Source organism: Acinetobacter sp. NCu2D-2 (assembly GCF_001647675.1).
In the GTDB taxonomy this organism is placed as follows: Bacteria; Pseudomonadota; Gammaproteobacteria; order Pseudomonadales; family Moraxellaceae; genus Acinetobacter.
In genome coordinates this window covers 134586-150320 of the sequence record NZ_CP015595.1, presented here as the reverse complement: position 1 = coordinate 150320, position 15735 = coordinate 134586, and the positions used below count along the sequence as shown (strand labels likewise).

General features: G+C 42.8%; 10 protein-coding genes and 2 pseudogenes. 6 read left to right on the top strand and 6 right to left on the bottom strand.

From position 1 onward, the window contains the following. Positions 1-184: 184 nt before the first annotated feature. Positions 185-1245 (bottom strand): annotated as a pseudogene (locus A3K93_RS13820) (NADH:ubiquinone reductase (Na(+)-transporting) subunit F). An 11-nt stretch (positions 1246-1256) separates the two neighbouring features. Then, positions 1257-1619: a phenol hydroxylase subunit P4 gene (locus A3K93_RS13815; RefSeq protein WP_067731897.1), complete on the bottom strand. Its 363-nt coding sequence runs from the start codon at positions 1617-1619 to the stop codon at positions 1257-1259. A 99-nt stretch (positions 1620-1718) separates the two neighbouring features. Here A3K93_RS13815 and tnpA point away from each other — a divergent pair, with 99 nt between their 5' ends. The 3 genes from tnpA to tnpC are packed head-to-tail and all read left to right on the top strand — an operon-like array spanning position 1719 to position 3927. Further along, the gene (tnpA, locus tag A3K93_RS13810; RefSeq protein WP_067731815.1) at positions 1719-2102 is read left to right on the top strand and encodes an IS66-like element accessory protein TnpA; all 384 of its coding nucleotides are present in this window, start codon (positions 1719-1721) and stop codon (positions 2100-2102) included. Then, the gene (gene tnpB, locus A3K93_RS14770) at positions 2099-2326 is read left to right on the top strand and encodes an IS66 family insertion sequence element accessory protein TnpB (protein ID WP_157883285.1); all 228 of its coding nucleotides are present in this window, start codon (positions 2099-2101) and stop codon (positions 2324-2326) included. The genes tnpA and tnpB overlap by 4 nt, the downstream gene beginning before the upstream one ends. Next, positions 2323-3927 (top strand): IS66 family transposase, encoded by a 1605-nt coding sequence (gene tnpC, locus A3K93_RS13800; RefSeq protein ID WP_067731895.1) that lies wholly within the window; start codon positions 2323-2325, stop codon positions 3925-3927. The genes tnpB and tnpC overlap by 4 nt, the downstream gene beginning before the upstream one ends. Before the next feature lie 123 nt (positions 3928-4050). Here the strand turns inward: tnpC and A3K93_RS13795 are convergent, their stop codons facing one another. Further along, on the bottom strand, positions 4051-11919 hold the full coding sequence (locus A3K93_RS13795) for an Ig-like domain-containing protein (RefSeq protein ID WP_067731893.1): 7869 nt from the start codon (positions 11917-11919) through the stop codon (positions 4051-4053). Positions 11920-12137: 218 nt separating this feature from the next. Here A3K93_RS13795 and A3K93_RS13790 point away from each other — a divergent pair, with 218 nt between their 5' ends. Beyond that, complete coding sequence (locus A3K93_RS13790) at positions 12138-13070, top strand: IS5-like element IS17 family transposase (RefSeq protein ID WP_081408561.1); 933 nt, start codon at positions 12138-12140, stop codon at positions 13068-13070. Between the two features lie 53 nt (positions 13071-13123). Then, a pseudogene (locus tag A3K93_RS13785) lies at positions 13124-13330 on the top strand (zinc ribbon domain-containing protein); the annotation flags it as partial. Positions 13331-13563: 233 nt separating this feature from the next. Here A3K93_RS13785 and A3K93_RS13780 read toward each other — a convergent pair. Genes A3K93_RS13780 through A3K93_RS13770 form a run of 3 tightly spaced genes read right to left on the bottom strand, consistent with a single transcriptional unit; the run spans position 13564 to position 15273 of the window. After that, on the bottom strand, positions 13564-14436 hold the full coding sequence (locus tag A3K93_RS13780; protein ID WP_067731887.1) for an MBL fold metallo-hydrolase: 873 nt from the start codon (positions 14434-14436) through the stop codon (positions 13564-13566). Between the two features lie 2 nt (positions 14437-14438). Further along, on the bottom strand, positions 14439-14855 hold the full coding sequence (locus A3K93_RS13775) for a DUF6691 family protein (protein WP_067731886.1): 417 nt from the start codon (positions 14853-14855) through the stop codon (positions 14439-14441). Position 14856: 1 nt separating this feature from the next. Then, positions 14857-15273: a YeeE/YedE family protein gene (locus A3K93_RS13770; protein ID WP_067731884.1), complete on the bottom strand. Its 417-nt coding sequence runs from the start codon at positions 15271-15273 to the stop codon at positions 14857-14859. Positions 15274-15397: 124 nt separating this feature from the next. Here A3K93_RS13770 and A3K93_RS13765 point away from each other — a divergent pair, with 124 nt between their 5' ends. After that, positions 15398-15709 carry an ArsR/SmtB family transcription factor gene (locus A3K93_RS13765; RefSeq protein ID WP_067731882.1) on the top strand — a complete coding sequence of 104 codons (312 nt, stop codon included), beginning with the start codon at positions 15398-15400 and terminating at the stop codon, positions 15707-15709. Positions 15710-15735 lie beyond the last annotated feature (26 nt).

The window sequence follows — 15735 nt, the reverse complement described above, 5'->3', positions numbered from 1 at the left end:
CTAATTTCGTATAATATAGATTATGTTAAATAAGATATAGATTGTTGTAGCCTACTCAATATAAGTATCGTAAATAATAACAAAGCATTTAAGAATTGACCGGCTAATGAATTATGAAGAAGTGTCACTCATGCATCATACATCAGTGACACTCAATAAAATTTCAGAGTTTCTATCTATTCTATTAAATATGTTTAAACAATGCTGAACGTGATTGACCAGACGCACCATCGGCCGCACTCAGGAAACGTTCAGTATGAATATCACGCTCAAAGAGACGACTTTGCATTAACGTAGAAATCGCTGCATCAATCATAAGTGGCGGACCGCATAGATAAGCTTTATGTCCTGAGCATTTATTTTCAAAATATTCAGCTACTGCCTCATGCACAAATCCTGTAAAACCAGTCCACTGATCTTCAGTTTTAGGCGCATTTAAAGCTGGAATATAGCGAAAATTAGGATATTTTTTACCCAGTTTTCGAATATTTCACGGTTATATAGCTCTGCCACATCACGTGCACCTTGGAACAAATAGATTGTGCGTGGATCACCCAGTTCTAGTAAATCCTGAATCATCGATTGAGGACTAGATAAGCCCGAACCGCCTGCAATAAATATTACGTCTTGAGGATCAGACTTACGTACGAAGAATTGTCCATATGGCCCTGAAATATCAAGTTTATCGCCCGTCTTTAATAATTCATGGACATAAGTAGTCGCTGCGCCACCCGGTACTTGGCGGATATGTAATTCAACAATACCTTCCTCACTTGGGGAATTGGCGATCGAAAAGGCGCGTGTACCTTCAATTCCAGGGAATTGTATATTGATATATTGCCCAGCTTGGAATTGCATTGGACGGTCTAAAGCTAGACGTACACCCTTAATTGTCGGTGAGAGGTCTTTGATTTCAATCACTTCAGTCTGAAAATCCTCAACAAGATAGCCAAGGAAGTCTTCATCTTCATCCACATCTGCTTCAATGACCATATCTGATTCTGGTTTGCAGCAACATGCGAGAACTTTATTTTCTTCACGCTCAATGTCCATTAATGCAAATGGAGATGCTTCACCGACATCATAGTATCCGTCGGTTACTTGTACCTTACAGGTACCACAGGTGCCATGACCACAGGCAAATGGAAGCCATACACCCTGGCGTAAAGCTGCATCCAAGATGGTTTGATCTTCCTCTACTTCGATGGTGGTTCCAATCGGTTCAATCGTGACTTGATAACTCATTTCATCGCTCCTTAAACATGACGATGCTGGTAGTCATCCAGCCCAGGTGTTACGAAGCGCAATAGTGATTTATGTCCGATATTTTGACTCGCCAGACTTTGGTCCAGCTGTGGCTGGAATGGTTGACCGTCCAACAAATATTCGACTTTTGACCAATCAATCTCCTCAAACTCAGGATGTTGGTGAAATCCACCTTTAATTTGCTGATCGATTAAATCTTGAAAGCTTTGCTGTGATGATGCCAACATGGCATGCGCCGCACAATATAAGGTGTGATGATCCCATCCCACATAAATCAGAATGTTGTCGCCATAATGTTTTTGTAGATCACGCGGTTCAAAATCATATTGGTTGTTAATTGCTTTTACTGGCATATCCCTAAACTCCGTAAGCGTCCGCTGAACACACCTTATGAATTCATCCTATAAGCCTTAATTTAGTCCCCACTTAAAAACAAGTGGGGACTAAAATTTATGACTACAAATCACCAGACATCCATCGCATCTCTTGCGAAAAAACGAAGAACATACAGTGCTGAATTTAAACAGCAGATCGTTCAGGCTTGTAAAGCACCGGACGTTTCAATTGCTTCGGTCGCTTTGCAACATGGATTGAATACAAATCTTGTATCCAAATGGATTCGCTTAATTGATGGTAAGCCAGGGAATGATCGCTCACCACTACCGAATAAACCTGCATTTATTGCCTTATCTTGCTCTGCACCATTAGATCCTACTCCTACTGACATGTTAACGGTTCAAATTACTTTACCCCACTCAAAAGCAGAAATTGGCTTGAAATGGCAAGTATCAGAAATATCTACTTTAGCAGAATTACTCAAGGCACTTGCAACATGATCCGCATTGATGAAATCTGGCTTTCTACCCAACCTCTGGATATGCGAGCAGGGATGGATACTGTCATGGCTCAGGTGGTGAGAGCCTTTGGCTACATTAAACCGCATTGCGCTTACCTGTTCTGTAATAAACGTGGCCATCGCATGAAAGTGCTGGTACATTCTGCTATTCTCCAAACGTTCTATTTCCTCTGCGTCATGACCTCAGGCATACTGCGGTCATGAATACGCTGCCAGACTTAAGCCAACTGACCCATGAACAACTGCTGGAATTTACCAGACAGTTGGCAATGCAGCATCAGTCTCTGGCACAATCAAATCAAGAATTAGAAAAATCAAACCAGCAATTGGATGCCAAAGTTCAACATCTTTCCATTCTCACGCAAAAATACGAGCATGAGCTCGCACTATTTAAACAGCACAAATTTGGCAGTAAAAACGAACATCTCACCGCAAAACAAATCCATCTGTGGGATGAGGCTGTCGAAGAAGATATCGCAGCAGTTGATCTGGAATTAGAACGATTAAATGCAGATAAAACCGATGCATCGACAGAGAAAGCCACAGTCAACAAACCTAAACGTCGACTGCTGCCGGATCATCTACACACCATCCGTATTGAGCATGAACCAACATCAACCCAATGTGCTTGTGGCTGCCAACTCCGTCGTATCGGCGAAGATATCAGTGAAAAACTGAATTTCAGACCGGCACAGTTCTATAAGGAACAGCATGTTCGTGGCAAATGGGTCTGTGATCAGTGTGACACCCTGACTCAGCAAGCGATGCCCGCCTATGTGATTGATAAAGGTATTGCCAGTCCTGAACTGCTCAGCCATGTGCTGGTATCGAAGTATGCCGATCATTTGCCGCTGTACCGTCAGCGCCTGATCTATCAGCGGGCGGGCATTGATCTATCCAGATCAACCCTGTCCGACTGGATAGGTCGCTGCGGTGTAGAACTGGAACCTCTGGCCAATGCTTTAAAAGAGGTGGTGCTGCAACAGCGGGTGCTGCATGCAGATGAAACACCAGTCACCATCATGCGGATGGGTGAGAATGATAAAAAACCGAAGAAAGGTTATGTCTGGGCCTATGCCACTACACAGTACAATCCAGTTCAAGCCGTGATCTATGACTTTCAGGATAGTCGTTCAGGTCAGCATGCAGAAGAGTTCCTGAATGGCTGGCAGGGCCATCTGGTCTGTGATGATTACAGTGGTTATAAAGCACGCTTTAAATCAGGTCAGGTCATTGAGGTGGGCTGCATGGCGCATGCGCGTCGTAAATTCCATGAGCTACATGTGACCGGGAAAAGTCAGGTCGCTGAACAGGCATTAGTGCTGATTCAGAAACTGTATGCGATAGAAGCAGAACTCAGGAAAAAGACCGATAGTACAGCAGAACAGCGCCGCGAATACCGACAACAGCATAGTCAACCGGTGATGCAACAACTGTATGAATGGCTCAACCAACATTATCTGACGGTGCCATCGAGTTCTCCAACCGCCAAGGCCATCAATTACAGTCTGAAGCGTTGGCCAGCCTTAAGCCGCTATCTGGATGATGGCAATCTACCCATTGACAATAACTGGGCAGAGAACTCAATGCGTCCCTGGGCATTGGGCCGTAAGAACTGGTTGTTTGCAGGTTCGCTGCGCAGTGGACAGCGAGCGGCAAATATCATGACTTTAATCCAGTCAGCAAAGCTGAATGGGTTGGATCCGTATGCCTATCTCAGTGATGTGCTGAAAAGGCTGCCGACGCATAAAGCGACCCAAATAGAAGAATTACTACCACATCGCTGGAAATCCAACTCAAATTAAAAAATAGGCATGGGGTTCAGCGGACGCTTACGAAATGGGTTATCGGGAAATCTATAGTGGCTTACAAACTTATAAAAAAGCCAGCTCAATTGAGCTGACTTTGTAGAAACCTAAACGGATCAATTAAATATAAATTTGATGATTACGTAGCAACTCATCCAATGTAGTTTGTGTATTTTCAAGCACTAACAAATCGGTAAATGCATGATCCGTTCCTGCAATACCATCACGATCTATACGAATCATTGTATCTTGCCCTTGTAGCACAACATCCAAGAAGTCATCTAGTTTTCCTAAACTACTGTCATAACCTTTTAAGAAGCCTGAAAGATTAATGACATCTGCATTGGAATCGATACGAGTATCACCTACATGGAAATCTTTCCATGTATCTTGACCTATACCACCATCATCAGCAGAATTATTTAACACATTATAGATGACCGTATCAGAGCCTAAACCGCCGATAAAGATATCGTTGCCTTCACGCCCTTCCAGTCGGTTATTAGCAATATTTCCAATGATGACATTGTCTAGATCATTACCAACAGCATCAATTCTCGCTTGCCCAATCAGCTCGATTTCTTCGACATATTGACCTTTTTGCAACCAATAATCGGCACCGTCAATTTGGATGCTCTGATAGCTGGATAAATCATAACTGATATAAGTTTCAACACGGTCATATCCGCCACGATCGATCGTATGATATACACCATCTGTCCATTGGATATCATACTCTTGTACGTAGTCAAGATAATGGTCTACTACAAAGACATCATCAGCACTACTACCCACCAAACTATCCACTGAAATTCTGGCTAAGTCTGCATATTGCACTGTCGTTGTCGTACTATAATTACCAAATGCATCTTCTACTGTAATTTCAAAATATTTTACTAGTGTAGTATCTCCTAATAAGAATGAATGATTGATTTGTCCTGTATAACTCCAATCATAATACGTTGCATCTAGCATCTGTCCATCTGTGTAATAAACAGTCATATGATAGATACTGCCTGCTTCCATAGAGGCAATAAGATAACCATTCTCATCAATTTTAAAATCAGATGCAGCCAATGGAGATGTATCATCCACTGGGAGTTGTACGTGTTTTATAGGACTAGTGTTACCATTACTATCAAGTACATACAGCTCTAATAACTCACCATTCGCAATACCGTATTTAGAAATACTAGTTCTAAAGTCACCATTAACATCAGTCGAAGTAGAATATTGCTGATCTGTATACTTATACGTGATCGTTGTAAGTGGCTTAGCCTTCCCTGTCACAATGAATTGATAATCTTGAGTTGTCTCAATAAAAATATCTGAAATAGCAGTAGGTGGTGTCATATCAATTGGCGCAATAACTTCAACCGCTTGACCCGTTTTACCTCCCCAAGACGACACTGTCTGCACATACAGAGTTTGACCACTAAGTTGAGGTGTATGCAATTGGATAAGGAATGTGCCAGCTTCACTATTCCATAATGAAGATCCTAGATAATTACCTTGAATATCCCGCACATAAACATGGACATAATCACCATCTGGGATTGAAGTCAGTTCTCCTGTGAGCTCGAAACCATTTGCTGCTAATTGCAGGTTAATGGCTGGATTTGGTGCCTCAGGCGAGATTGGATAAAGAATCTGTTGCTCGGCTATATTTCCTCTCGAATCTTCAACTTGAACTAAAACATTCTGTCCTTCGAGACCTACTATACTATTCAGATAAGCATCAAAAGTTCCACTGCCATAGACGGTTTGTTCTACTAGGATTTTACCATTTCCATTTAAGACTTTAACTTTTGCTCCAACTTCCGTCTCTAAATACAGATAACCATTTTCGTCGAGACTCAGATTATCTATCTGTGGCGGTGTAACATCTAAAGGAGCAGGGAACTTAACAGCACTACTGGTTTGATAGGTATATGGATCATACACATAAGCATAAAGCTCCCCACCGTTTAAGTAGGAATTCCATAACTCAACACTAAATGCACCTGCATCATACATATACTCACTAAATAATGTATTGCCTTGAGGATCTTTGATAATTAGATATACGTCCCCTTGAGCAAGTTCTCCAGTCAAGATAATGCCATCATCATTTAAATTCAGGTTCCAAGGTGCATCCGCCGCATTTAGATTTTCTGCAATCTGATAGGTAACTGGTGTACTGGTCAAACCATTTGGATGACGAACAACAAAACTCAATTCCTGTCCAGCATATGCTGCAGCATCAACATAAAAACTTATATCCTCCCTTAAAGGAGAACTTTCCTGAATTTTAAAGCCGTCTTGGGTATAGACTTCAATAATCATATTTTGTCCAACTTGTCCCGACACCACTATATATGAAGTATATTCCTCAACCATAAAATTTTGAATCGGTTGTGGAGCTGTCATATCAATTTCAGGAGCGTATTTTATTGCTTCACTCTTATTTCCTGCTTTATCGATGAGCACTAAATGCAAAGACTGACCTATTTCATAAGGATATATATAAGCTGTAAAGTTTAGATCATTCGATTCATAGCTAGAAGTCCATGATAATCTATTACCAGCTTCATCGTACACCTCGATATAGGCATATTCCTCAAGTGCAACGCCACGAAGGTAAGAATAATAACCAGCATGATTTAACTCAAAGCTAAGATCGGTAACACCTAAAATTGTTGTATCGACTACAATGCTTTGAATATTGCTTTCAGAGACATTTCCTGCGGTATCTGTCACTACGGCTTTAAATTGATATTCACCATCCGCTAGATTTTGATGAGTTGTGGTTTCTTTCCAAGTTTGACCACCATCAATCGAAACGTAATACACCAAATCACTGTACTGAGATGGATGTGCAGTATTGTATTCTTGGCGAGTTAACGCCAAATTGAAGATACCATCCTTCGAAACGTAGTCGCCATATTGCCCCAAATCCTCAAAGCCAGATAGTACCAATTCACCAATTACAGGTGGAACTGTATCTACCGTAATCGTGAGTATATTCAGCTCAGCACTATTGCCTGCTAAATCTGTGACAGCAGCCTTAAAGAGATATGTGCCGTCTGCTAAATCTATTTGCACTTTTATTGTTGACTGCCAAGTCAGACCTGCATCTGTTGAGACATAGTATTGAACATCATCCTCTACATAGCGTTCACCTGAAATATTCAGTTCAAAACTATCTGTAAAGGTGATCAAATCTGTATCTGACTTTCCTGTATCTACAAAGTTTGTTAGATCCCAAACAGCAGCCATTACATTATCGACCACAATTGTTTGCGTGATTGCTGTTGAATTACCAGCAACATCTGTGACCACCGCCTTGAATTGATATTCACCATCCGTTAAATCAGTTTGTGTTGCAGTCGTAGCTGTCCACGTTTGACCCAAATCAGTTGAGATAAAATATTTAATGTCCGTACCCAGCTCATAACCACTCAGCCCCAACTCAAAGCTTCGATCTTGGGTAATAAAATCAGTTGCAAAGCGTCCTGTATCATCAAGCGCAATAACGTTAAATGTACCTGCCTCTGGAGGAGTATTGTCTACCGTCACCGTCTGGACTGCAGTTTCACTGCTATTGCCTGCCGCATCCGTCACTTTGACTTTAAATTGGTATGTGCCATCGGCTAAGTCAGTTTGACTTGCCGTAGTGGCTGTCCAGGTCTGGCTACCATCGGTTGAAACCAGATATTCCAGATCACTCCCTGATTCTTGACCCGCAAGTGTCAGATCAAAGCTTTTATCCTGGGTAATAAAGTCAGTGGCTGATCGTCCGGTATCCTCAAGGTTGCTCAGGCTTAATGTGCCAGCAATCGGTGCTGTGGTATCGACCGTCACCGTCTGGACTGCAGTTTCACTGCTATTGCCTGCCGCATCCGTCACTTTGACTTTAAATTGGTATGTGCCATCGGCTAAGTCAGTTTGACTTGCCGTAGTGGCTGTCCAGGTCTGGCTACCATCGGTTGAAACCAGATATTCCAGATCACTCCCTGATTCTTGACCCGCAAGTGTCAGATCAAAGCTTTTATCCTGGGTAATAAAGTCAGTGGCTGATCGTCCGGTATCCTCAAGGTTGCTCAGGCTTAATGTGCCAGCAATCGGTGCTGTGGTATCGACCGTCACCGTCTGGACTGCAGTTTCACTGCTATTGCCTGCCGCATCCGTCACTTTGACTTTAAATTGGTATGTGCCATCGGCTAAGTCAGTTTGACTTGCCGTAGTGGCTGTCCAGGTCTGGCTACCATCGGTTGAAACCAGATATTCCAGATCACTCCCTGATTCTTGACCCGCAAGTGTCAGATCAAAGCTTTTATCCTGGGTAATAAAGTCAGTGGCTGATCGTCCGGTATCCTCAAGGTTGCTCAGGCTTAATGTGCCAGCAATCGGTGCTGTGGTATCGACCGTCACCGTCTGTACTGCAGTTTCACTGCTATTGCCTGCCGCATCCGTCACTTTGACTTTAAATTGGTATGTGCCATCGGCTAAGTCAGTTTGACTTGCCGTAGTGGCTGTCCAGGTCTGGCCACCATCGGTTGAAACCAGATAGTCCAGATCACTCCCTGATTCTTGACCCGCAAGTGTCAGATCAAAGCTTTTATCCTGGGTAATAAAGTCAGTGGCTGATCGTCCGGTATCCTCAAGGTTGCTCAGGCTTAATGTGCCAGCAATCGGTGCTGTGGTATCGACCGTCACCGTCTGGACTGCAGTTTCACTGCTATTGCCTGCCGCATCCGTCACTTTGACTTTAAATTGGTATGTGCCATCGGCTAAGTCAGTTTGACTTGCCGTAGTGGCTGTCCAGGTCTGGCCACCATCAGTTGAAACCAGATATTCCAGATCACTCCCTGATTCTTGACCCGCAAGTGTCAGATCAAAGCTTTTATCCTGGGTAATAAAGTCAGTGGCTGATCGTCCGGTATCCTCAAGGTTGCTCAGGCTTAATGTGCCAGCAATCGGTGCTGTGGTATCGACCGTCACCGTCTGGACTGCAGTTTCACTGCTATTGCCTGCCGCATCCGTCACTTTGACTTTAAATTGGTATGTGCCATCGGCTAAGTCAGTTTGACTTGCCGTAGTGGCTGTCCAGGTCTGGCTACCATCGGTTGAAACCAGATATTCCAGATCACTCCCAGATTCTTGACCCGCAAGTGTCAGATCAAAGCTTTTATCCTGGGTAATAAAGTCAGTGGCTGATCGTCCGGTATCCTCAAGGTTGCTCAGGCTTAATGTGCCAGCAATCGGTGCTGTGGTATCGATGATAATTTGTTGAATCACTGTTTCAGCACGGTTTCCAGCTACATCTGTTGCAATCGCTTTGAATAAATAATTCCCATCTGCTAACCCATTTTGCTGTGCTCTGGTTGCTGTCCAGGTCTGGCCACCATCTGTCGAAATAAGATAATCAATCAACTCTGGAACAAGTGCATCACCCCCAAGTTTTAACTCAAAAGTGTTGGTTTTGGTAATAAAGTCAGTATCTGAAATACCCGTATCTTCTGCACCTAATGGTAAGAATACCACGCTGATTTGATTATCTACCGTCACCGTCTGTACTGCAGTTTCACTGCTATTGCCTGCCGCATCCGTCACTTTGACTTTAAATTGGTATGTGCCATCGGCTAAGTCAGTTTGACTTGCCGTAGTGGCTGTCCAGGTCTGGCTACCATCAGTTGAAACCAGATATTCCAGATCACTCCCTGATTCTTGACCCGCAAGTGTCAGATCAAAGCTTTTATCCTGGGTAATAAAGTCAGTGGCTGATCGTCCGGTATCCTCAAGGTTGCTCAGGCTTAATGTGCCAGCAATCGGTGCTGTGGTATCGACCGTCACCGTCTGTACTGCAGTTTCACTGCTATTGCCTGCCGCATCCGTCACTTTGACTTTAAATTGGTATGTGCCATCGGCTAAGTCAGTTTGACTTGCCGTAGTGGCTGTCCAGGTCTGGCCACCATCGGTTGAAACCAGATATTCCAGATCACTCCCTGATTCTTGACCCGCAAGTGTCAGATCAAAGCTTTTATCCTGGGTAATAAAGTCAGTGGCTGATCGTCCGGTATCCTCAAGGTTGCTCAGGCTTAATGTGCCAGCAATCGGTGCTGTGGTATCGACCGTCACCGTCTGGACTGCAGTTTCACTGCTATTGCCTGCCGCATCCGTCACTTTGACTTTAAATTGGTATGTGCCATCGGCTAAGTCAGTTTGACTTGCCGTAGTGGCTGTCCAGGTCTGGCCACCATCAGTTGAAACCAGATATTCCAGATCACTCCCTGATTCTTGACCCGCAAGTGTCAGATCAAAGCTTTTATCCTGGGTAATAAAGTCAGTGGCTGATCGTCCGGTATCCTCAAGGTTGCTCAGGCTTAATGTGCCAGCAATCGGTGCTGTGGTATCGACCGTCACCGTCTGGACTGCAGTTTCACTGCTATTGCCTGCCGCATCCGTCACTTTGACTTTAAATTGGTATGTGCCATCGGCTAAGTCAGTTTGACTTGCCGTAGTGGCTGTCCAGGTCTGGCTACCATCAGTTGAAACCAGATATTCCAGATCACTCCCAGATTCTTGACCCGCAAGTGTCAGATCAAAGCTTTTATCCTGACTAATGCCATCTGTGCTAGAGCGACCTGTATCCTCAAACTCACCAATACTGAGGGATCCTGCCACGGCTGAAGTATCAACTGTGATGGTTTGAACAGTTGTTTCTGCGGTATTTCCTGCAACGTCCGTCACCACCGCTTTAAACTGATAGGTCCCGTCTGCCAGGTTCGCTTGATCTGCTGTGGTGGCTTGCCACGTCGCCCCTTGATCTTTAGAGACCATATACTGCACTAAAGCATCAGTTTCTTGACCAGTGAGCGTCAGTTTCACGCTTTGGTCCTGACTAATGCCATCTGTGCTAGAGCGACCTGTATCCTCAAACTCACCAATACTGAGGGATCCTGCCACGGCTGAAGTATCAATTGTGATGGTTTGAACAGTTGTTTCTGCGGTATTTCCTGCAACATCCGTCACCACTGCTTTAAACTGATAGGTCCCGTCTGCCAGATTCGCTTGATCTGCTGTGGTGGCTTGCCATGTCGCCCCTTGATCTTCAGAGACCATATACTGCACTGAAGCATCAGTTTCTTGACCAGTGAGCGTCAGTTTAAAGCTTTGGTCCTGACTAATATTATCGGTGGTTGAACGACCTGTATCCTCAAACTCACCAATACTGAGGGATCCTGCCACGGCTGAAGTATCAATTGTGATGGTTTGAACAGTTGTTTCTGCGGTATTTCCTGCAACATCCGTCACCACCGCTTTAAACTGATAGGTCCCGTCTGCCAGGTTCGCTTGATCTGCTGTCGTTTCTTTCCAAGTTTTTCCCTGATCATCGGATATCCAAAAAGACACAGATGTATTTGGTTCTTGACCATTTAATACTAGCTTGAATGCTTTATCTTGGGTAATCTTATCACTATTAGAAATTCCAGAATCCGAGAACTCACTGAATTGGAGTGCACCAGATTCAGGAGGTTCACGATCAACCGATTTTGAATCACCTGAATCTCCACTACTAGCTGCTGCAATGCCTCCGATGGCAGCTATACCTAAACCAGTTTTAAGGGCCGTTGACGAAAATGTGGGTGCAGTTGCAGTACTTGATGTTTCTATAATTGATGACGTTGGATTGTAATTAATAATTAATTCGCCATTCACTCCTTGTGAGATTTCTGTCATCCATAAATTAGTTCCATCCCCAAAAATAACTTGTGCATCATTCAAAAAATCGTAATTTTCTATAATAATCTTGCTACCGTCTTTTAAACGTATCACTAGATTATTTCCTTCTTGAAGGATACTTTCAACTTGATCTGGAGTTGCGCTAACTTTTAAGTACTCTCCCTGTTGTAAACTTACTTGAGTTGTTCCATTTAGGTTATTGGATATTATTTTTTCCTGAAACTCACTATTTGCACCTTGCGATAATATTATAAGATCACTCATTTTACACTCCATTCGTTATTTAGCAGCTTTCTTGTAAAACTATTGTTTTCTTTCTTGTAAAACTATTGTTTTCTTTCTTGTAAAACTATTGTTTTCTTTCTTGTAAAACTATTGTTTTATTTAAGTATTACCATATTAAAGAAAAATGTAAATAGACTATAAATGGCTTTGTTGCACAAACCTATCTATAAAGGCTTTTTCAGCGATATAATTTCCAAATGAATAAGCCTACACAGAAAATCTACCGCACAACCAATTGGCCCGCATATAACCGAGTACTCATGAGTCGCGGAAATATTGCCATTTGGCTTGATCCTGCTACGCAATGGTATGCTCCATCAAAAGGTAAACAAGGGCGAAATCAAACCTACTCCGACGCAGCTATCCAATGCTGCTTAATGATTAAATCCTTATTCCGTCTATCTTTACGTATGGTCACTGGCTTTGTGCAAAGTCTGATTGAACTTTGCGGATTAAATTGGACCGCACCAGATTACAGTACGCTTTGTAGAAGACAAAAGCATATTGATATTGCAATCAGCTACCAAAAAAGTAGCGAGGGGCTGCATCTACTTGTAGACTCTACAGGCATGAAGTTTCTAGGTGAGGGCGAATGGAAACGCAAGAAACATGGAGCTGAATATCGTCGCCAATGGCGTAAACTACATATTGGTATAGATGCCAAAACCCTACAAATACGCGCTATTCAGCTCACAACCAATAATGTCAGTGATTCACAGGTGCTTGGTGATTTACTTAATCAGATTCCACAAGATGAGCAGATTGACTCTGTTTATACCGATGGAGCTTATGACACCAAGCAATGCCGTCAGGTTATTGCAGATCGGCAAGCACATGCGGTGATTCCACCTAGAAAAAATGCGAAACCATGGAAAGATACAAAAAGTAGCTCGCTAGAGCGAAATGAATTACTTCGAACAGTTAAACGTTTAGGCAGGACATTATGGAAAAAATGGTCAGGCTATCATCGCCGCAGTTTGGTGGAAACCAAGATGCATTGCATCAAATTATTAGGCGATAAATTAATGGCAAGAAGCTTTCCTAGTCAGGTGAATGAAATTCATGCACGTGTAGCAGTCCTCAACAGATTTACGGAATTAGGTCGACCACTTACCCAAGTTACGCCTTAAATTTGGCTCAATTAGGGGCGCTTTGCATTTCAAATCTTTGTGCAACAAAGCCTAGTTCATGTGGTCATGTTGCAAAAGAAAATAGGCTCACTCAGGCAAACTTTAACTGTATTGAGTGTGGTTTTAGCGAGAATGCGGATATAAATGCTTCTCGCAATATTTTGGCGGTGGGACACACCGTTTTGTCTGTGGAGGGTGGATGCGGTAAAGGTCGCCTTGTGAAGCAGAAAGCAAGCGAAATCCGTGAGGGAGTCGCCTAAGAGCTTTTGCTTTTAGAATCCTCCACTTGAGCTAGTCGAAAGTGGTGGGAGTGTGTCAATTGAGCGTTTTTATCAAGTCGAAAGCAGCCGTCATGCTTCAGGTCGTACAGGAGGTTTAGGCTTGGGATTGTGAAATCGATTATGCAGCTTCATGAGGGGCAAGTTTTTGTTAAAAACCTTGACGGCGGTGTGATTTTTGGTTTGATCTTCCCAGATAAGAATCACCTATATCGCTAAGCTTTAAAGAAATTAAGCGGTAATTTTAAATACGACACACCATTTTCTTCAGGTTCAGGAAATTGCCCTGCACGCATATTGATTTGAATCGCAGGCAAAATCAGTTTAGGCATACTCAAAGTTGCATCACGCTGATTGCGCATCTGAACAAATTCAGCCTTGGTTGTTCCCTCATGAATATGAATGTTGTGCTGCTTTTGCGTTTGAATATCGGTTTGACAGCGATATTCATCACGTGTTTTTGGCAAATAGTCATGGCACAAGAAAACACGGGTAGACGATGGGAGTTGATATAACTTTTGCACCGAATCAAACAAGGTCTCTGCACTTCCGCGTGGGAAATCACAACGTGCTGTGCCATAGTCCGGCATAAACAAGGTATCACCCACAAAGACAGCATCTCCCACTACATAGCTTAAGCATGCAGGTGTATGACCTGGTGTAGGAATATTATGCGCGTCTAGCTCACCTATCTTAAAATGTTCATGATCATCAAATAAATAATCAAACGGTTGCTGAGTATTAAACTGTTTAATGTCTAAATTGTAGATGGCACCAAAGGTTTCTTGTACCAAAGCAATATGATGACTCATGGCAATTTTGCCGCCCAATACTGATTTTAAATATTGCGCTGCAGTTAAATGATCGGCATGCACATGGGTTTCTAAAATCCATTCCACTTTCAAATTTTGTGCCTTGACATACGCAATGATTTGATCAGCATGCGTGGTAGAGGTAGTAGCTGATGCCGCATCATAGTCCAGAACACTGTCAATAATGGCGCAGTGCTTAGTCATCGGATCACTCACCACATAACTAAAGGTATTGGTCGCTTGGTCAAAAAAATCTTGAACAATTGGTTTTTGCATGCTTAAGCTCCTGACCATTTACGGTGAATGAATACACCTGCAAGCATCGCCACAATAAAATACAGCACTTGATAATGCCCTAGACCAATTAAGGTCAAACTTGGCGCTGGGCAAATACCGGCAATTCCCCATCCTGCACCAAACATTAAAGCACCTATAATCAGTTTTGCATCAATTTTATTGTTGCTTGGTAAATCAATCGGTTGATTAAATACCGTGGTCGGTGTACTGCTACGCACCGCTTTTTGGAATGGAATAAATGCCACGGCAATCGCGCCCATCATCACAAATGCAAGGCTTGCATCCCAATTACCAAATACGTCCAAAAAGTCGATGACCTTCTGCGGATTAGACATACCAGAGAACATCAAGCCTACTGAAAAGAGCGAACCAAATACAAAAGCCAAAATGTTTTTCATTTTAGAATGCTCCTATCCAATGACGAACGATATATACAGTAACAAAGCCGGCAAACATAAAAGTCATGGTAGCCACAATGGAACGTTTCGATAATCGGCTGATGCCACAAATACCATGACCACTCGTGCAACCCGATCCTAAACGAGTGCCGAAACCCACCAATAAACCTGCGATTACCATCATGAATGGACTGGCTGACAACACGATCTCAGTTTGAACAAACAGACTATAAATAAACGGCGTAATCATCAGACCTGAAAGAAACCAAATCGCTGGCGTTTTAAAGATCGTTTGTGGATTTAGCACCTGAGCAATTAAGCCGCTGATGCCTGCAATACGTCCATGGACATATAGGTAACCGACCACTGCGATCCCTAATAGAGCACCACCAATAAATGCCGTCACAAAATCATGCATAGCAAACATGCCATCAATAATATTGAAATTTATATTATATAACTTTATATATTATTCAAGCGATATTATGTTATGATGCATGAAATTCCCGATCTCTTAGATCTTTAGAGTAAGGACCGTATGTATGAATAGTGCGTTGAAAAACCTAAAAATCGAATTTACACAGGTAGACCACGTTGCAAATCGTTTAAAGGTTTTAGCGAATCCTGACCGATTAAAGATTCTATGTGTGTTAATCAATGGTGAGCTGAATGTACAACAAATTGAGAACAGTACAGAGATTCATCAACCCTCACTATCACAACAGCTCACAGTTCTTCGAAAAAATGCACTGGTTTCGACACGGCGTGAAGGTAAGCAGATTTTCTATCAATTGTCTGATAAAAACGTTCTTACTATTATGGAAACCTTACATCAAATTTATTGTCAGGGTTAATACGATTCCTTTACAGTACGTGATGT